Below are 19,319 nucleotides of genomic sequence, written 5' to 3' on the forward strand. Positions count from 1 at the left end.
GGGGCAATACCTGCCTTCAGGAGCGATCGGCCTCCCCGGAAGTGCTTCTTCAGCCCGACGAGAATAACCTCTCCCGCTAGGCCAGACACAACATACAAGGAGCGGCCTTGCGTCGCGATGGGCCGCAAAGCGGCCCCTACCCCCTCAAGCCATACGCCTGGCAATCTTCCCAACCAATCCCGCTCTGCGCGGTATTGCGCAACAACCACTCCACCGCCGGCTGCGCCTTGGGCAGGCCGTCATGGAACTGGATCACCCCCTTGCGCCACAGCAGCATCAAGGTCAGCACCCGCTGGGCAGAGGCCTCGGCACTCAGTGCGCCATCATCCTGGGCATCGATGTCCCACAATGATACCCGCAGCTGCTGGCTGGCCATGAAAGCCTCGCCATCGGCACGGCGCTGCCCATAAGGCGGCCGGAACAACGGCACGTACTGCTCCGGCAAGTCGGCCTGCACTCGTGCCTGGCTGCGCCGCAACGAATCCTGCCAGTCTGTCCACTGCGCATGGGAGCGGTACTCCCAACCCTGAATCCCCACGCATTGCCCACGATAGAGTTGGCGCAAGGCATCTGCCGCACCGGCGTCACGGCGTTGCTGCAGGCGATTGCCGAGCACGAAGAACGTGCCTTCAAGCTTTTGCCGGCGCAGATAATCAGCCAGCAGATCGGTACTGCCGCCCTGCGGCCCGGGCCCACCAACGAAGGTCAGCAGGAACATGCGGTCGTTCAGCTGATCCCCGTTGCGCTCGCGCGAGGACAGCCGCTCCACCTCGCTGCTGGTCTGTGGCAGCAACGCAGCCTTGCGCAGCTGCTCGTCCAGGTAGCGCACATGGAACTGGTGGCTCGGCTCGATCCAGCCTGTGTAGAACGTGCCGACATCAGTCGCGAACGTCGTCGCTTGCGTGCGCAACTCCGCCATCGACGTTACCGGGTAGCAGAACGACGCATCCTGCTCGCAACTGCGCTGAGCCTGTTGATAACCCTCCCACAACCGCTGCCACATGCGCGCCCGCACCAGGCGCACCTTCTGCAGGTTGATCTGTCGCAGCCCCAGGCGCGCCGCCAGCGTCGCGTCGTCCAGCAGTTCGCTTTCGTGCAGCACCTGGGCGAACGAGAGGATCTCGGCCCGCGAAGCCACGTCGAACAACGCCGGGCTGTCCAGCTGTTCGGGCCACAGGCTGCGGTCCAGGCTCACCTGGGGTGAAGGAGCGGCTTGCACGGCCAGGCTCAGCAGAGCGGCCAGCAAGGCAGAGGCAATACGCACGGTTGAAGGCTCCGCAACGGCGAAACGCGCACTATAGCCTCTGCATCGGTCATGGTCTGTGACTATCGTCGGCATAGTTTGGACTTGCCCCGTCCAGCCCGTAGAATCCCCGGCCAACGATGCCAGGAGCCGACCCGATGCTGACGGTGATTTCCCCCGCCAAGACCCTCGACTACGACACCCCGCCGGTGACCGAACGCTTCACCCTGCCCCAGTATCTGGACGACTCCCAGGAACTGATCCAGCAGCTGCGCGACCTGTCACCGGCGCAGATCAGCGAACTGATGCACCTGTCCGACAAGCTCGCCGGCCTGAATGCCGCGCGCTTCGGCAGCTGGACCCCGGACTTCACCCCGGCCAATGCCAAGCAGGCGCTGCTGGCGTTCAAGGGTGACGTGTACACCGGCCTCGACGCCGAGAGCCTGGGCGAGGACGACTTCAGCTATGCCCAGGATCACCTGCGCATGCTTTCGGGCCTGTACGGCCTGCTGCGCCCGCTCGACCTGATGCAGCCCTACCGCCTGGAAATGGGCACCAAGCTGGCCAACGCCCGCGGCAAGGACCTGTACGCCTTCTGGGGCACGCGCATCAGCGAGTGGTTGAACCAGGCCCTGGCCGAACAGGGCGATGATGTGCTGCTGAACCTGGCCAGCAACGAGTACTTCAGCGCGGTGAAACGCAGTGCGCTCAAGGCCCGGGTGATCAACGTCGACTTCAAGGACCTGAAGAACGGCCAGTACAAGATCATCAGCTTCTACGCCAAGAAAGCCCGCGGCATGATGAGCCGCTTCGTCATCCAGCAGCGCATCAGCGACCCGGAGCAGCTCAAGCAGTTCGATGTGCAGGGGTACTACTACAGTGCCGAGCAGTCGAAGCCGGACCAGCTGGTGTTTCTGCGCGATCATCCCACCGAGTAAGCCTGTAGCACCGCTTTCGCGGGCTCGCCCGCTCCCACAGGTATGCCACTGAATTCAAGGTCGGTGACCAACCTGTGGGAGCGGGCGTGCCCGCGAATGGGCAAAAACATTTCTCCCCGCCTTTGCCCCTCAACAGGGCACACTTCATATCGCCACTACGCCACAAATCCGACGCCAATAAAACGTCACACCACTACTTATCGCCAAACGCCATAAGACCGTTCGTAGCTTTTTTGACGAATTTTTCAAAAAATTTTTCAATACTGGCACAAAAATATCTCGCAACAGTTTCGCCCTTTATATATCGGGGCAAAACCCCCGCGTGCTATCAAATTGAAATTGTTCGCCACTGAAAAAATATTTAGAAATCTTTCATCCGCGCCGAACCCACCCCGGAACTTCTGCTACGACGAATCGCTCATAGTGCCGTAACGATTTTCCTGCCCTCGGGGTGTGAGAGATGACTTACAGATGACAACGGCAGGTATCCACTACCAGCCCAACAACTTCGACAGGTATGACGGCAACCCCCGAAGACCCTGTCCACGCAGGAGAGACGCGTCCCTTACAATTCGTCCTAGTGGTTGATTTCAAAGGATTTTTCCACTTGAAAAAACAAGCACAGCAACGCGCCAGGTAGCGCATTGCAATAAAGACGGCTGCATTCCAGGGCACGTTTTTTAATTAATGGCTTTTTACTGCCACATTTGAGTGCATAACTTTTTGCGCTCCGGATTTATTTTGCCTGCGCTCGGCGAAGTGTGCATTTCGCCATGGAATCCGTGCGCCCGAAAACTGTTGTTAATCAACCCAGCCCGGCTCTCTCCGGAGGGTCGGCGTGATAAACACATGAGGTGATAGCGATGCGTATCAGCATCTTTGGTTTGGGTTATGTGGGTGCAGTCTGTGCAGGCTGCCTGACGGCGCGAGGCCATGAAGTGATCGGTGTGGACGTGTCCAGCACCAAGATCGACCTGATCAATCAGGGCAAGTCGCCCATCGTCGAACCTGGCCTGGAAGCACTGCTGCAACAGGGCATCGCCAACGGCCGCCTGCGCGGTACTACCGATTTCGCCGAAGCCATCCGTGCCAGCGACGTATCGATGATCTGCGTGGGTACCCCAAGCAAGAAGAACGGCGACCTGGGCCTTGAGTATATCGAGTCGGTATGCCGCGAAATCGGCTACGTGCTGCGTGACAGCGAGCGCCGCCACACCATCGTGGTACGCAGCACCGTGCTGCCGGGCACCGTGAAGAACGTGGTGATCCCGATCCTCGAAGACTGCTCGGGCAAGAAAGCCGGCGTCGACTTCGGCGTCGCGGTCAACCCGGAATTCCTGCGTGAAAGCACCGCGATCAAGGACTACGACCAGCCACCGATGACCGTCATCGGCGAACTGGACAGCGCCAGCGGCGACATCCTCCAGGCCCTGTACGAAGAGCTCGACGCGCCGATCATCCGCAAGCCGATCGAAGTGGCCGAGATGATCAAGTACACCTGCAACGTGTGGCACGCCACCAAGGTCACCTTCGCCAACGAGATCGGCAACATCGCCAAAGCCGTAGGCGTGGATGGCCGTGACGTGATGGACGTGGTCTGCCAGGACAAGGTGCTGAACCTGTCCCAGTACTACATGCGCCCAGGCTTCGCCTTCGGCGGCTCGTGCCTGCCCAAGGACGTGCGCGCCCTCACCTATCGTGCTGCCAGCCTGGATGTTCGCGCACCGCTGCTCGACTCGCTGATGCGCAGCAACGAATCGCAGGTGCAGAACGCCTTCGAGCTGATCGAAGCCCACGACAAGCGCAAGGTCGCACTGCTCGGCCTGAGCTTCAAGGCCGGCACCGACGACCTGCGGGAAAGCCCGCTGGTGGAACTGGCCGAGCGCCTGATCGGCAAGGGCTACCAGCTGGACATCTACGACGAGAACGTCCAGTACGCCCGCGTCCACGGCGCCAACAAGGACTACATCGAGTCGAAGATCCCGCACGTGTCGTCGCTGCTCAACGCCGACTTCCAGAAGGTGATCGACAACGCCGACATCATCGTCCTGGGCAACCGTGACGAGCAGTTCCGTGCACTGGCACAGCAAGCACCGGCCGGCAAGCACGTGATCGACCTGGTCGGCTTCATGAGCAAACCGACCTGCGCCACCAGCCGTACCGAAGGCATTTGCTGGTAAGTGCCGGCAGGGCAGCGATGGCCTCCCCACCACCGCTGCCCACCTTTCCCCGAATTCTCGACGGATGCTGAACATGCAAAGGATCCAGACAGTGCTGTTGCAGTGCGCCGGTTGGCTGCTCTACATGAGTCTGCTCATGTTGATCGCCCTGGCCCTGCCAGCCGATATCTTCGACTCGCAGTCGAAGCACTTCATCTTCCTGGTCGGCGCAGTCGGCATCTGGCGCTATTCCATGGGCGCCACCCATTTCATCCGCGGCATGATCTTCCTCTACGGCGTGTACCCGTACCTGCGCCGCAAGGTGCAGAAGATGGGCAAGGACGCCGACCCGTCCCATGTGTACCTGATGGTGACCAGCTTCCGCATCGAAGCGCTGACCACTGCCCAGGTTTACAGCTCGGTGATCCGCGAGGCGATCAACTGTGGCTTCCCCACCACCGTGGTCTGCTCGCTGGTGGAAATGTCGGACGAACTGCTGGTGAAAAGCCTGTGGGCCAAATACAACCCGCCAGCCCACGTGAAACTGGACATCGTGCGCATCGCCGGTACCGGCAAGCGTGACGGCCTGGCCTACGGTTTCCGTGCCATCTCGCGCATGCTGCCGGACGAGAACGCTGTGGTCGCAGTGATCGACGGCGACACCGTGCTGGGCGATGGCGTGGTACGCAAGACCGTGCCGTGGTTCAAGCTGTTCCCCAACGTCGGCGGCCTGACCACCAACGAGTTCTGCGAAGTGCGTGGCGGCTACATCATGAGCGAGTGGCACAAGCTGCGCTTCGCCCAGCGCCACATCAACATGTGCTCGATGGCCCTGTCCAAGCGCGTGCTCACCATGACCGGGCGCATGTCGATGTTCCGCGCCAGCGTGGTGACCAACCCCGAGTTCATCGCCGACGTCGAAAGCGACTCGCTGATGCACTGGCGCCTGGGCCGCTTCAAGTTCCTCACCGGTGACGACAAGTCCAGCTGGTTCAGCCTGATGCGCCTGGGCTATGACACTTTCTACGTGCCGGACGCCGCCATCAACACGGTCGAGCACCCGCCGGAGAAGAGCTTCTTCAAGGCCAGCCGCAAGCTGATGTACCGCTGGTACGGCAACAACCTGCGGCAGAACTCCCGCGCGCTGGGCCTGGGCCTGCGCCGCCTGGGGCTGTTCACCAGCATCGTGCTGTTCGACCAGCGCGTGTCGATGTGGACCAGCCTGCTGGGCCTGACCGTGGCAGTGATCGCCAGCCTCAAGTTCGGCCTGGGCTTCCTGCTGGTGTACCTGCTGTGGATCGGCATCACCCGCCTGATCCTCACCATCATGCTGCTGTGCTCCGGCCACAACGTCGGCCCGGCCTACCCGCTGATTCTCTATTACAACCAGATCATCGGCGCGCTGATGAAGATCTACGTGTTCTTCCGCCTCGACAAGCAGTCCTGGACGCGTCAGCCCACTGCCCTCAAGCGAGACCTCGCCAGCTTTCAACAATGGTTCAACACCTGGTCCTCGCGGACCATGACCTTCTCGGCTGCCAGCATCTTCGTCGCTGTGCTGTTCATGGTCGTGTGAGCCCAACCCGGATCGGAACTAACAGGAACAAACCACATGAATACCGCCGTGAACGTCAACGTCGTGCATGAGTCCGAAGCCCAGCGCCAGCATGCCCGGGTACGTATCCCCGCCAAGCTGCGGTTCCTCGACGCTCAGCGCCAGGCCCACGATGTGAAGGTCGACGACCTCTCCGCCGGTGGCCTGAGCTTCCACACCAAGCAACAACTGACGGTTGGCGACGTGCTACGCGGAAGGCTGCAGTTCACGGTCGACAACCTCGGCCTGTCGATGGACATCGAGTTCCAGGTGCGCTCATACCACCCGGACAGTGGCCGCACCGGCGCGCAGTTCCAGAACCTCGAGCCACGCGACATCGCCACCTTGCGCCACATCATCACTTCGCACCTGTCGGGTGAACTGATCACCGCAGGCGATGTGCTCAGCACCCTGCAGCGTGACAACTTCACCAAGGCGCGCAAGCAAAAGGACAGCGGCGCCGGCCTGAGCGCCTTCGGCCGCCTCAAGGCAGTGACGGTCACCCTCGGCGTGTTCGTGGTCGGTGTCGCCGCCTTCGGCTTCATCGCCAAGTCGCTGTACGGCATGTACTTCGTCAGCCACGCCGAAGCCGGCGTGGTCGCAGTGCCCACTACCAACATCACCATGCCGCGCGACGGCACCGTGAATAGCCTGGTCGACAGCGGCGGGCTGATCGCCAAGGGCGCGCCACTGGCCAGCTTCACCACCAGCATGCTGGACATGCTCAAGGGCAACCTGGAAGACGCGCAACTGGAGCCGGCGAAGATCGAGGAACTGTTCGGCAAGCAGCTGTCCGGCACCCTCACCAGCCCCTGTGACTGCGTGGTTGCCCGCCAGCTGGTGGACAACGGCCAGTACGCCGCCAAGGGCCAGCCGATCTTCCAGCTGATCCCGCGCACCACCAACCCGATGATCGAGGCGCGCTTCACCTACCGCCAGTTCGACGAGGTCAAGCCAGGCACCCGGGTCAACTTCCAGGTAGCCGGCGAAGACGAAGTGCGCACCGGCCAGATCGTCAGCAGTGCCAGCCTCAACAGCGAAGACCTGGCCGCCGACATCCGTGTGCAGATCAAGCCCGACAGCGCCCTGCCCGCCGAACTCGCCGGCCGCCCGGCTTCGGTCAACAGCGACCGTGGCCCGTCGCTGAACTGGCTGATCGACAAAGCCATGGCCCGTGGGCTGTAAGAGGATCTGACAATGATCTCTGATACCAACACATACCCTGTGGGAGCGGGCGTGCCCGCGAAGAGGCCAGCAGGGGCAACATCATCGGCTATGCCGATTCGCGGGCACGCCCGCTCCCACAGGGTCCGAGTAAACCTTGGGCTGTGCAGCCTGGCCATGGCCATCGCCTTGGCGGGCTGTGCGGGCCTGCCCGATCAGCGCCTGGCCAACGAGGCCATGAAGCGCGGTGACACGGCACTGGCCGAGCGCAACTACAAGGCGCTGGCCGACCTGGGCTACAGCGAAGCGCAAGTGGGCCTGGCCGATATCAAGGTCGCCACCCGCGATCCGGCGAAAATCAAGGAAGCCGAAGCCACCTACCGCGCCGCGGCCGCTATTTCGCCGCGTGCCCAGGCGCGCCTTGGCCGCCTGCTGGTGGCCAAGCCCGACAGCACCCAGGCCGAGCGCGAAGAAGCCGAGAAACTGCTCAAGCAAGCAGCCAAACAGGGCGAAAGCAACACCCTGATACCACTGGCGATGCTCTACCTGAGCTACCCGCAGAGCTTCCCCAAGGTCAACGCGCAGCAGCAGATCGACCAGTGGCGCGCCGCCGGCAACCCGGAAGCGGGCCTGGCCCAGGTGCTGCTGTACCGCACCCAGGGCACCTACGACCAGCACCTGGGCGAAGTGGAGAACATCTGCAAGGCCGCGCTGAACACCACCGACATCTGCTACGTCGAACTGGCCACCGTGTACCAGAAGCGTGGCCAGGCCGACCAGCAGGCTGCCCTGCTCGGTCAGCTCAAGGCGGCCTACGCCCGTGGCGCAGTACCGGCCACCCGGGTCGACAGCGTTGCCCGGGTACTGGCTGACCGCAGCCTCGGCCAGACCGACGAGAAAACCGCCAAGGACCTGCTCGAACAGGTGGCCCCAGCCAACCCGGCGTCCTGGGTCAGCCTGGCGCAACTGGTGTACGACTTCCCCGAGCTGGGCGATACCGACCAGCTGATGGCCTACATCGACAAGGGCCGCGAAGCCGAACAGCCACGCGCCGAACTGTTGCTGGGCCGCCTGTACTACGAAGGCAAGACCCTGCCTGCGGATGCGGCCAAAGCCGAACAACACCTGCAGGCTGCCGCCGACGCCGGCGAAGTCAGCGCCCATTACTACCTGGGCCAACTGTACCGCCGCGGCTACCTGGGCAACGTCGAGCCGCAGAAGGCCGTCGACCACCTGCTGGCCGCCGCCCGTGGCGGACAGAACAGCGCCGACTACGCCCTGGCCCAGCTGTTCAGCGAAGGCCATGGCATTCGCCCGCAACCGGGCAACGCCTGGGTATTCGCCCAGCTGGCCCAGGCCAACCCGTCGCCACAGTCCGCTGAACTGCTGCAGCAGCTCGACCAGCAACTTACACCTGACCAGCGCAGCCAGGCCCAGCAACTGCTGGCACAGGAAAAGCAGGCACGCGGCAGCATGAGCCAGGGCGCCAACAGCACCCTGGCCATCGAAGCCCTGCAAGACGACGAAAAAGAAGTAACCGGTGAGGACTCGCTATGACGCTCAATCCCTTCGTGAAAGCCGGCATCGGCCTGAGCTTCGCCCTGCTGTGGTCCTGCCCGACCCTGGCGGAAATGACCGCTGAAAAGAACTTCGGCCTGGATGTGAAAATCACCGGCCAGTCGGAAGACGACCGTGACCTCGGTACCCGCTCCGGCGGCGACGTCAGCGGCCTGGGCCTCGACCTGCGCCCTTGGGTATATGGCGAGCGCGGCAACTGGAGCGCCTATGCCATGGGCCAGGCCGTCACTGCTACCGACACCATCGAAACCGACACCCTGCGCCAGAACGACGACGGCACCACCACCGACACCGCCGCCGACGGCCGCGAGCAGGACAAGAGCTACCTGGCCATGCGCGAATTCTGGGTCGGCTACAGCGGCCTCACCGCCTACCCCGGCGAGCAGCTGCGTTTCGGTCGCCAGCGCCTGCGCAGCGACGATGGCATGTGGCGTGACACCAACATCGAGGCGCTGAACTGGACCTTCGACACCACCCTGCTCAAGGCCGACCTGGGCGTAGCCCAGCGCTTCAGCGAATACCGCACCGACCTCACCGAGCTGGCCCCGGAAGACAAGGACCGCACGCACATCTACGGCAACGTCGCAACGCAGTGGACTCCTGGCCACTGGGTCGGCGTACGCGCCCACCACACCCACGACGGCGGCAGCCTGAAGAACCCGGGCGAAACCGTCGATGCGCTGGACAAGACCCGCACCGGCGACCTCACCTGGCTGGGTCTGGAAGCCAACAGCGACGCCTACAACTGGCGCAACGACCACACCGTCAACTACTGGGGCAGCGTCACCTGGCTGACCGGTGACCGCGACACTCTCAGCAGCCAGGTCGTCGGTGACGAAACCGTGGCCACCGGCAAGCAGAGCGGTGACGTCAACGCCTGGGCCACCGACCTCGGCATCCGCCTGCGCCTCGACCCCCAATGGCAGGTCGGTGCGGCCTACGCCCGTGGCAGCGGCGGCGGTGGCGACGACGGTTCGAGCAACTACGAGCAGACCGGCCTGGAGAGCAACCGCTCCAACTACACCGGTACCCGTTCGCGCGTGCACCGCTTCGGTGAAGCCTTCCGTGGCGAGCTGGGCAACCTGCAGGCGGCCACCCTGTTCGCCTCCTGGCAACTGCGCGATGACTACGACGCCAGCTTCATCTACCACAAGTTCTGGCGTGTCGATGGCAACCAGAACATCGGTTCCAGCGGCATCAACGCGGTGGTCAACGACAACGGTGTGAACCGCCCGCTGGTCGATGGCGAAAAAGACCTTGGCCAGGAAATGGACGTGGTCGTGACCAAGTACTTCAAGCAAGGCCTGCTGCCGGCTTCGATGAGCCAGGCCATCGACGAGCCATCTGCCCTGGTGCGCCTGCGCGCTGGTGTGTTCAAGCCGGGCGATGCTTACGGCAAGGAAGCGGACTCGTACATGCACCGTGCCTTCGTCGACGTGATCTGGCGCTTCTGAGGCCGGTAGAGGACTTACCGTTATGAACCTTCACCCGCACTTACGTCACAGCCTGTTGGCCAGCGCGTTGCTGCTGGCCAGTGGCCTGGTCGCTGCCGCAGAGCCCAAGGTGATCGCCAAGGAACTGCAGCAGGCCAAGACCTACACGGTCTCCAGCGCACCGGTCGAGCCCCTGCACATGGACCCGCCCAAGCTGCCTGACCTGACTGGCTACACCGCCGAGGCGGTGCAGAAGAAAATCGACCGCCGCCACAAGGGCAAGGTCAGCGTGCGCCGTATGTTCCAGGAAGACACCCTCAAGGAATTCGTCGGCGGCGACAACAAGGCGGCCGAGTGGGTCCAGCGCCAGCATGGCATTCCGCAGGCGATCTTCGTCGATGACGGCCATCTCGACCTGGTCGAGCTGAGCAAGAAGGTACCTAAACAATACCTCAGCGAAGTCGAGCCTGGCGTGTACCTGGCGCGCCTTCCGATCGTGGTCGGGCAGAAGGGAATTCTCGAGATCGACGGCAAGGTCAAGCAGCTGCGCCTGTCCCAGGAAGGCGGTTCGTTCCTGGTCAACGACGGCAAGCTGTTCGTCACCGACACCCAGGTGACTGGCTGGCGCGAGAAGGACAACGGCCCGGCGACCTTCCGCTCGCCCAAGGAATTCCGCCCGTTCCTGCTGTCGTGGGGCGGCACCGAGACCTACATCGTCAATACCAAGATGGCCAGTTTCGGCTACGCCAAGTCCAAGTCGTATGGCGTGAGTATCTCGCAGTACACGCCGAACATGGCCAAGCGCATGGGCCGCCCGGAACCCACCGGCTGGATCATCGGCTCCGAGTTCAGCGACATGTGGTACGGCTTCTACTGCTACGAGACCCAGGACTTCGTGGTCAAGGACAGCACCTACCGCGACAACATCGTCTACGGCATCGACCCGCATGACCGCTCGCACCGGCTGATCATCGCCGGCAACACGGTATACGGCACCAAGAAGAAACACGGCATCATCGTTTCGCGTGAGGTCAACGACAGCTGGATCATCAACAACAAGAGCTTCGACAACAAGCTCTCGGGCGTGGTGATCGACCGTAACAGCGTCAACAACCTGATTGCCTACAACGAGATCTACCGCAACCACACCGACGGCATCACCCTGTACGAAAGTGGCGACAACCTGATCTGGGGCAACAAGCTGATCAACAACCGCCGCCACGGCATCCGCGTGCGTAACAGCGTGAACATCCGCCTGTACGAAAACGTCGCCATGGCCAACGGCCTGGTCGGCGTGTACGGCCACATCAAGGACCTGTCCGACACCGACCGTGACATCGCCCTCGACCCGTTCGACACCAAGGTGTCGCTGATCCTGGTCGGTGGCGAACTGGCGGCCAACGGCTCCGGGCCCTTGTCCATCGACTCGCCGCTGTCGGTCGAGCTGTACAAGGTATCCATGCTCGCCCCGCGCAAGGCCAGCGGCATCAGCCTCAACGGCATCCTCGGCGAACGCCAGGACGAAATCCTCGACCTGCTGGTACGCCAGCAAAAGGCTGTGCTGATCGACCCGGTCGAACGCCAGACCGAAATGATCGATTAAGGAAGCCCAGACCATGATTCCACATCTGATGAAACTGCTGGGCCTGTCCGCCGCCCTCCTGGCGATCAGCCAGGGCGTGCGCGCCGAAGACGTCAAGGCCCCTACCTTCAGCGCCGAGCCTTGCTGCCAGCTGTGCCCTGAAGCGCATGACGCCAGCCGCTACACCACCCGTTACCAGCAGAACTTCACTACGCTGGTGCAGGCCAAGGGCGACTGGCTGTTCCGTACCCGCGAAGACCTGCGCACCGAGTTCAACACCACCCCGGCCGGCTACAAGCGCCTGCAGCAAGTACATGACGCGTTCAAGAAGCGCGGTGTGGAACTGGTGGTGGTGTACCAGCCAACCCGTGGCCTGGTGAACCGCAACATGCTCAACCCGGCGGAAAAAGCCGCCTTCGACTACCAGAAGGCCCTGGGCAATTACCAGGCAATGCTCAAGCGTTTCGCCAGCATGGGCTACAACGTCCCAGACCTTTCACCGCTGACCAACGAACAACTGGCCGCTGCCGATCAGGGCAAGGACTTCTACTTCCGTGGCGACCAGCACTGGACGCCGTATGGCGCCGAGCGCGCGGCGAAGATCGTGGCCGAGACCGTGCACAAGATGCCGGCCTTCGAAGGCATCCCGCGCAAGGAGTTCGAAACGAAGAAGTCCGGGCGCATGGGCAAGACCGGCACCTTGCATAACGTCGCCGGCCAGCTCTGTGGCACCAGCTACGCAGTGCAGTACATGGACCAGTTCGCCACCGAGCCGAAAGGCTCCGACGGTGGCGGTGACGACCTGTTCGGTGACGCCGGCAACGCGCAGATCACCTTGGTCGGTACCAGTCACAGCGGCAAGAACTACAACTTTGCGGGCTTCCTGCAACAGTACATTGGTGCCGATGTATTGAACGTGGCCTTCCCCGGCGGTGGCCTGGAAGGCTCGATGATCCAGTACCTGGGCAGCGAGGAATTCCAGAAGAACCCGCCGAAGATTCTGATCTGGGAATTCTCCCCGCTGTATCGCCTGGACCAGGAAACCATCTGGCGGCAGATCCTTGGCCTGCTCGACGACGGCTGCGATGACCGCCCGGCCCTGATGAGCGCCAGCGCCACCCTCAAGCCCGGCAAGAACGAGCTGATGGTCAACGGCAAGGGTGGCGTGCTCAAGGACCTGGTCAACCGCAACATACAAATGGATGTGAAATTCGAAGACCCGTCGGTGAAGGTGCTGCAGGCCACCCTCTGGTACCTCAACGGCCGCCACGAGGACATCAAGCTGGAAAAACCGGAAACCTCCGACACCGACGGCCGCTTCGTCTTCCAGATGCGCGAAGACGAGGACTGGGCCAGCCAGAGCCTGCTGGCGTTCGAGGTGCAGGGGCCGGAAAGCGGCACCCAGAAAGTCGAAGCCAAGCTCTGCAAACGCAACAACTTCGCCGTGCCCGCGCAGACCGCGCAGGCCGGCCAGTGAGGCGATCATGATCCCGTTCAAGCGAATTTCCCGCCCCGCCCTGCTTGCCCTGGCGCTGTGCGGCGGTGCTGCGCACGCCGCGCTGGTACCGCCCCAGGGTTACTACGAGGGGATCGAAAAGCTCAAGACCGGCGACGGCAACTTCCGCTGCGAAGCTGCCCCCAAGCCGTACACCGGCGCCCTTCAGTTCCGCAGCAAGTACGAAGGCTCGGACAAGGCGCGGGCCACGCTCAATGCCGACTCGGAAAAGGCTTTTCGCAAGTCGACCGAGGACATCACCACCCTTGAGAAAGGCGTGAGCAAGATGATCGGCCAGTACATGCGTGACGGCCGCCCGGCGCAGCTCGAGTGCACCCTGGCCTGGCTGGGCAGTTGGGCCCGCGCCGATGCGCTGATGTCCACCGACTACAACCACACCGGCAAGTCGATGCGCAAATGGGCGCTGGGCAGCATGAGTGGTTCGTGGCTGCGCCTGAAGTTCTCCAATTCGCAGCCGCTGGCCGCGCACCAGGCCGAGGCCGAGCTGATCGAAAAATGGTTCGCCCGCCTGGCCGAACAGACCGTGCGCGACTGGAGCGACCTGCCGCTGGAGAAGATCAACAACCACAGCTACTGGGCAGCCTGGGCGGTGATGGCCAGCGCCGTGGCCACCGACCGTCGCGACCTGTTCGACTGGGCCGTGAAGGAATACCGGGTTGGCGCCAACCAGGTCGACGAGCAGGGCTTCCTGCCCAACGAGCTGAAGCGCAAGCAACGCGCCCTGGCCTACCACAACTACGCCCTGCCGCCGTTGGCGATGATCGCCAGCTTCGCCCAGGTCAATGGCGTGGACGTGCGCGGCGAGAACAACAACGCCCTGCAGCGCCTGGCGCAGCGGGTGCTGAACGGGTCGAAGGACCCCAGCGCGTTCAAGGCCCGCAATGGCGAGAAACAGGACATGAAAGACCTGAAGATCGACAGCAAGTACTCGTGGATGGAGCCCTACTGCAGCCTGTATGCGTGCAGTGGCGACACCCTGCAACGCAAGCGCGGCATGCAGCCGTTCAACAGCTTCCGGCTGGGTGGCGACCTGACCCGGGTCTATGACCCTGGCGCAGAGAGCAAGAAATGAGTTGAACCCCTTTTTGGGGTCGGAACCTGTGGGAGCGGGCATGCCCGCGAAGAAGGCACCGCGGTGCATGGCAAGGGCTTCGCCCTTGTTCGCGGGCATGCCCGCTCCCACAGGTACCAAGGCTTCCCCCACTTTTTGAGTGGGGGGTTTGGGGGGCGCTTTGCCCCGGATGCTGTGAACAAAAAGGAGAACCGGGATGGTCTTCTCGTCCAACGTGTTCCTGTTCCTGTTCTTGCCGATCTTTCTCGGCCTGTACTACTTGAGCGGGCAACGTTATCGCAACCTGCTGCTGCTGGTCGCCAGCTACATCTTCTACGCCTGGTGGCGAGTGGACTTCCTGGCCCTGTTCGCCGGGGTCACCCTGTGGAACTACTGGATCGGCCTGAAAGTCGGCGCCGCCGGGGTGCGCACCAAGCCGGCGCAGCGCTGGCTGCTGCTCGGCGTTGGTGTCGACCTGGCGATCCTCGGCTATTTCAAGTACGCCAACTTTGGCGTCGACAGCCTGAACGCGATCATCACCTCGTTCGGCCTGGAGCCGTTCATCCTCACTCACGTGCTGCTGCCGATCGGTATCTCGTTCTACATCTTCGAGTCGATCAGCTACATCATCGACGTGTACCGCGGCGACACCCCGGCCACCCGCAACCTGATCGACTTCGCGGCGTTCGTGGCGATCTTCCCGCACCTGATCGCCGGCCCCGTGCTGCGTTTCAAGGACCTGGTCGACCAGTTCAACAACCGCACCCACACCCTGGACAAGTTCTCCGAAGGCTGCACCCGCTTCATGCAGGGCTTCATCAAGAAAGTGTTCATCGCCGATACCCTGGCGGTCGTGGCCGACCACTGCTTCGCCCTGCAGAACCCGACCACCGGCGACGCCTGGCTCGGCGCCCTGGCCTACACCGCACAGCTGTACTTCGACTTCAGCGGCTACAGCGACATGGCCATCGGCCTGGGCCTGATGATGGGCTTCCGCTTCATGGAGAACTTCAAGCAGCCGTACATCAGCCAGTCGATCACCGAGTTCTGGCGGCGCTGGCACATCAGCTTGTCGACCTGGCTGCGCGACTACCTGTACATCACCTTGGGCGGTAACCGCAAAGGCACCTTCAACACCTACCGCAACCTGTTCCTGACCATGCTGCTGGGTGGCCTGTGGCACGGTGCCAACTTCACCTACATCATCTGGGGCGCCTGGCACGGCATGTGGCTGGCCATTGAGCGCGCACTGGGCATCGACACCAACCCACAGCGTTTCAACCCGGTGAAGTGGGCGTTCACTTTCCTGCTGGTGGTGGTCGGCTGGGTGATCTTCCGTGCCGAGAACCTGGAAGTGGCCGGTCGCATGTACGGCGCCATGTTCAGCTTCGGCGACTGGCAGCTGTCGGAACTCAACCGTGCCCAGCTCACCGGCCTGCAGGTAGCCACCCTGGTAGTCGCCTACATCACCCTGGCGTTCTTCGGCCTGCGCGACTTCTACCGCAACGCTAGGCCAACGCCCAAGGCCACCCCGGTGCAGGTCAACAGCGACGGCTCGATCGGCCTGGACTGGACCCGGGTGATGACCCGAGCCCTGGTGCTGCTGCTGTTCGTGGCCTCGATCCTCAAGCTTTCGGCGCAGAGCTACTCGCCGTTCCTGTACTTCCAGTTCTGAGGTGGATGACATGACCCGGACATTGCGCATTACCTATTCGCTATCGTTTCTCGGCCTGCTGGTGGGCATGGGCGTGTGGTCCACCGGTGGTCTGCAAAGCTTCCAGCGTACCGAGCAGATGACCCTGCTCAACGGCAAGCTGGCCAAGGCCGCCGAGACCCACTATGACGAGCAGTTCCCGATCAAGCGCCTGGGTACCAACCTGTGGGCAGCGATGGACTTCAAGCTGTTCAACGAAGGCCGCCCCGGCGTAGTGCTGGGCCGCGACCAGTGGCTGTTCAGTGACGAAGAGTTCAAGCCCACCGCAGGTGCCGAGCAGCTGATGCAGGAAAACCTGGCGCTTATCCGTGGCGTGCGTGACACCCTGCAGCAGCACGGCAGCCAACTTGTATTGGCGATCGTGCCTGCCAAGGCGCGGGTCTACGCCGAGTACCTGGGCAAGGAACTGCCGACCAGCCTGCATGACGACCTGTACAACCAGTTCCATGCCCAGGCACGCCAGGCCAATGTGTTCGCCCCGGACCTGATGGCACCCATGGAGCAGGCCAAGGCCCGCGGCCAGGTGTTCCTGCGCACCGACACCCACTGGACGCCGATGGGCGCCGAAGTGGCCGCCCAGGCCCTGGCCGAAGCGGTCGGCCGCCAGAGCATGCTCAATGGTGAGCCACAAACGTTCATCACCGAAGCCGGCAGCACCGCGCCGTACAAGGGCGACCTGACCAACTTCCTGCCACTGGACCCGCTGTTCAGCAACCTGCTGCCGGCCCCGGACAACCTGCAGCAGCGCACCACTCGCCCGGTCGAGGCCGAAGGTGAAGCCGGTGACGCACTGTTCGCCGACACGCAGATCCCGGTGGCACTGGTAGGCACCAGCTACAGCGCCAACCCGCACTGGAACTTCCTCGGCGCGTTGCAGCAGGCCCTGCGCAGCGACGTGGCCAACTACGCCGAAGACGGCCATGGCCCGCTACTGCCGATGCTCAAGTACCTGCAAAGCGATGCCTTCAAGAACGCCGCACCCCAGGTGGTGGTGTGGGAATTCCCCGAACGTTATCTGCCAATGAAGAACGACCTCAGCAGCTTCGATCCGCAGTGGATCGCCCAGCTGAAGAACACCCGTAAATCCGAAGAAAACCTGGCTTTGTCGTCCACCCGGACTAACCACTAATCAGAGGAACCTGCACATGACTACCAAGACTTCCATTGCCAAAGCCCTCACCCTCGCTGCCGGCCTGTCCCTGGCCTCCATGCAGGCCTTCGCCGGCGCCGATGCCGCACTTTATGGCCCGAGCGCACCGAAAGGCTCCAGCTTCGTGCGCCTGTACAACGCTTCCAGCGCACCGGCGGCAGCTTCGGTCGGCAACACCCAGATCAAGCAGGTTGGCGCACAGGGCAGCAGTGACTTCAGCTTCCTGCCAGGGGGTGACTACACCGCCCAGGTCGGCGGCAAGAGCGTGCCGGTCAAGCTGGCTGCGGACAAGTACTACACCCTGGTCAACAGCACCAGCGGCAACCCGCAACTGATCGAAGAGCCACCGTTCAAGAACAAGCAGAAAGCCCTGGTTCGCGTGCAGAACCTGAGCGACCAGCAACTGACCCTGAAGACCGCCGACGGCAAAACCGAAGTGGTCAAGCCGGTGGCCGCCAACGGCCGTGGCGAACGCGAAATCAACCCGGTCAAGGTCAACCTGGCGCTGTACCAAGGAGACAAGAAAGTGGGCGACGTCAAACCCGTCGCCCTGGAGCGCGGCGAAGCCGCAGTGCTGTACGTAACGGGTTCCGGCAACGCCTTGTCGCCGGTGTGGGTAACTCGCCCCGTGGCTAGCAACTGATTGCCCCTGCCTCTCAACGACTATTGGAGAAACATGATGATCCCGGTAATTCTTTCTGGTGGTAGCGGTTCGCGTCTGTGGCCTCTGTCGCGCAAGCAGTTCCCCAAACAGTTCCTGGCCCTGACCGGTGAACACACCCTGTTCCAGCAAACCCTCGAGCGCCTGGTGTTCGAAGGCATGGACACGCCGATCGTGGTCTGCAACAAGGACCACAAATTCATCGTCCAGGAGCAACTGGCCGCGCTGAAGCTGGAAACCCAAGGCATCCTGATGGAACCGTTCGGCCGCAATACCGCGCCGGCCGTGGCCATGGCTGCTATGAAGCTGGTCAACGAAGGCCGCGACGAGTTGATGCTGGTGCTGCCTGCCGACCATGTGATCGATGACCAGAAGGCACTGCAACGGGCCCTGGCCTTGGCCACCGTGGCCGCCGAGCGTGGCGAGATGGTGCTGTTCGGTGTGCCGGCGACCAAGCCGGAAACCGGTTACGGCTACATCCGTTCCAGCCAGGACGCCCTGCTGCCTGAGGGCGTGGCGCGGGTGGCGCAGTTCGTCGAGAAACCCGACGAAAAACGCGCCGCCGAGTTCGTCCAGGCTGGCGGTTACTTCTGGAACAGCGGCATGTTCCTGTTCCGCGCCAGCCGCTTCCTGGAAGAATTGAAGAAGCACGACGGCGACATCTACGACACCTGTGTGCTGGCCCTGGAGCGCAGCCAGGAAGACGGTGATGTGCTGAGCATCGACGAAGCCACCTTCGCCTGCTGCCCGGACAACTCCATCGACTACGCGGTGATGGAAAAGACCCAGCGCGCCTGCGTGGTGCCGATGTCGGCCGGCTGGAGCGACGTGGGCTGCTGGTCGTCGTTGTGGGAAGTGCACGAGAAGGACGACAACGGCAACGTCACCAAGGGCGATGTGGTGGTGCAGGACAGCCACAACTGCATGATCCACGGCAACGGCAAGCTGGTGTCGGTGATCGGCCTGGAGAACATCGTGGTGGTCGAGACCAAGGACGCCATGATGATTGCCCACAAGGACAAGGTCCAGGGCGTCAAGCAGATGGTCAAGACCCTTGACGAGCAGGGCCGCAGCGAAACCCAGAACCACCTGGAAGTGTATCGCCCGTGGGGCTCGTACGACTCGGTGGACATGGGCGGCCGCTTCCAGGTCAAGCACATTACCGTCAAGCCGGGTGCCAGCCTGTCGCTACAGATGCACCACCACCGCGCCGAGCACTGGATCGTGGTGTCCGGCACTGCCGAGGTGACTTGTGACGAGAACGTGTTCCTGCTGACCGAGAACCAGTCGACCTACATCCCGATCGCCTCGGTGCACCGCCTGCGCAACCCGGGCAAGATTCCGCTGGAGATCATCGAAGTGCAGTCCGGCAGCTACCTGGGCGAGGATGACATCGAGCGCTTCGAGGATGTTTACGGCCGCACCTCCACGCCGATCGAGCGTGGTGTTTCGGTGAAGACCATCGCGCAGTAATGCAACCCTGGGGCCGCTTTGCGGCCCCGCTTTTTGAGCCACTCCCCATTTCGGGCTACGATG

Annotated in this window: 14 protein-coding genes; 13 read left to right on the forward strand and 1 reads right to left on the reverse strand. The window is 62.8% G+C overall.

The window, feature by feature from the left end; translation table 11 throughout:
• Window positions 1–136: 136 nt before the first annotated feature.
• Window positions 137–1,264 carry a polysaccharide deacetylase family protein gene (locus tag CAF70_RS24445; protein WP_085627196.1) on the reverse strand — a complete coding sequence of 376 codons (1,128 nt, stop codon included), beginning with the start codon at window positions 1,262–1,264 and terminating at the stop codon, window positions 137–139.
• Between the two features lie 137 nt (window positions 1,265–1,401).
• Here CAF70_RS24445 and yaaA point away from each other — a divergent pair, with 137 nt between their 5' ends.
• The 13 genes from yaaA to CAF70_RS24510 all read left to right on the forward strand — a co-directional run bounded on the left by yaaA (window position 1,402) and on the right by CAF70_RS24510 (window position 19,256).
• On the forward strand, window positions 1,402–2,181 hold the full coding sequence (gene yaaA, locus CAF70_RS24450) for a peroxide stress protein YaaA (RefSeq protein ID WP_085627197.1): 780 nt from the start codon (window positions 1,402–1,404) through the stop codon (window positions 2,179–2,181).
• Between the two features lie 863 nt (window positions 2,182–3,044).
• A complete protein-coding gene (locus CAF70_RS24455) occupies window positions 3,045–4,361 on the forward strand; it encodes a nucleotide sugar dehydrogenase (RefSeq protein WP_003257136.1) in 1,317 nt (438 codons plus the stop codon).
• A 73-nt stretch (window positions 4,362–4,434) separates the two neighbouring features.
• Window positions 4,435–5,916, forward strand: a complete 1,482-nt coding sequence (locus CAF70_RS24460; protein WP_085627198.1) for a glycosyltransferase family 2 protein — start codon at window positions 4,435–4,437, stop codon at window positions 5,914–5,916.
• Between the two features lie 36 nt (window positions 5,917–5,952).
• A complete protein-coding gene (locus tag CAF70_RS24465; RefSeq protein ID WP_085627199.1) occupies window positions 5,953–7,119 on the forward strand; it encodes an alginate biosynthesis protein Alg44 in 1,167 nt (388 codons plus the stop codon).
• 90 nt (window positions 7,120–7,209) lie between these two features.
• Window positions 7,210–8,655: an alginate biosynthesis TPR repeat lipoprotein AlgK gene (algK, locus tag CAF70_RS24470; RefSeq protein WP_085627200.1), complete on the forward strand. Its 1,446-nt coding sequence runs from the start codon at window positions 7,210–7,212 to the stop codon at window positions 8,653–8,655.
• Window positions 8,652–10,130 (forward strand): alginate export family protein, encoded by a 1,479-nt coding sequence (locus tag CAF70_RS24475; RefSeq protein WP_085627201.1) that lies wholly within the window; start codon window positions 8,652–8,654, stop codon window positions 10,128–10,130. The genes algK and CAF70_RS24475 overlap by 4 nt, the downstream gene beginning before the upstream one ends.
• A gap of 22 nt (window positions 10,131–10,152) precedes the next feature.
• On the forward strand, window positions 10,153–11,712 hold the full coding sequence (gene algG / locus CAF70_RS24480; RefSeq protein ID WP_085627202.1) for a mannuronan 5-epimerase AlgG: 1,560 nt from the start codon (window positions 10,153–10,155) through the stop codon (window positions 11,710–11,712).
• A 13-nt stretch (window positions 11,713–11,725) separates the two neighbouring features.
• A complete protein-coding gene (locus tag CAF70_RS24485; RefSeq protein WP_085627203.1) occupies window positions 11,726–13,168 on the forward strand; it encodes an alginate O-acetyltransferase in 1,443 nt (480 codons plus the stop codon).
• A 7-nt stretch (window positions 13,169–13,175) separates the two neighbouring features.
• The gene (locus CAF70_RS24490; RefSeq protein WP_085627204.1) at window positions 13,176–14,279 is read left to right on the forward strand and encodes a mannuronate-specific alginate lyase; all 1,104 of its coding nucleotides are present in this window, start codon (window positions 13,176–13,178) and stop codon (window positions 14,277–14,279) included.
• A gap of 196 nt (window positions 14,280–14,475) precedes the next feature.
• On the forward strand, window positions 14,476–15,933 hold the full coding sequence (locus CAF70_RS24495) for an MBOAT family protein (RefSeq protein WP_085627205.1): 1,458 nt from the start codon (window positions 14,476–14,478) through the stop codon (window positions 15,931–15,933).
• Between the two features lie 10 nt (window positions 15,934–15,943).
• Window positions 15,944–17,101 (forward strand): alginate O-acetyltransferase, encoded by a 1,158-nt coding sequence (locus CAF70_RS24500; protein WP_085627206.1) that lies wholly within the window; start codon window positions 15,944–15,946, stop codon window positions 17,099–17,101.
• A gap of 16 nt (window positions 17,102–17,117) precedes the next feature.
• Window positions 17,118–17,765 carry an alginate O-acetyltransferase AlgF gene (locus tag CAF70_RS24505; protein ID WP_085627207.1) on the forward strand — a complete coding sequence of 216 codons (648 nt, stop codon included), beginning with the start codon at window positions 17,118–17,120 and terminating at the stop codon, window positions 17,763–17,765.
• 36 nt (window positions 17,766–17,801) lie between these two features.
• A complete protein-coding gene (locus CAF70_RS24510; protein ID WP_024087718.1) occupies window positions 17,802–19,256 on the forward strand; it encodes a mannose-1-phosphate guanylyltransferase/mannose-6-phosphate isomerase in 1,455 nt (484 codons plus the stop codon).
• Window positions 19,257–19,319: the final 63 nt, after the last annotated feature.

Source organism: Pseudomonas sp. B19(2017), assembly GCF_002113165.1.
Lineage (GTDB): Bacteria > Pseudomonadota > Gammaproteobacteria > Pseudomonadales > Pseudomonadaceae > Aquipseudomonas.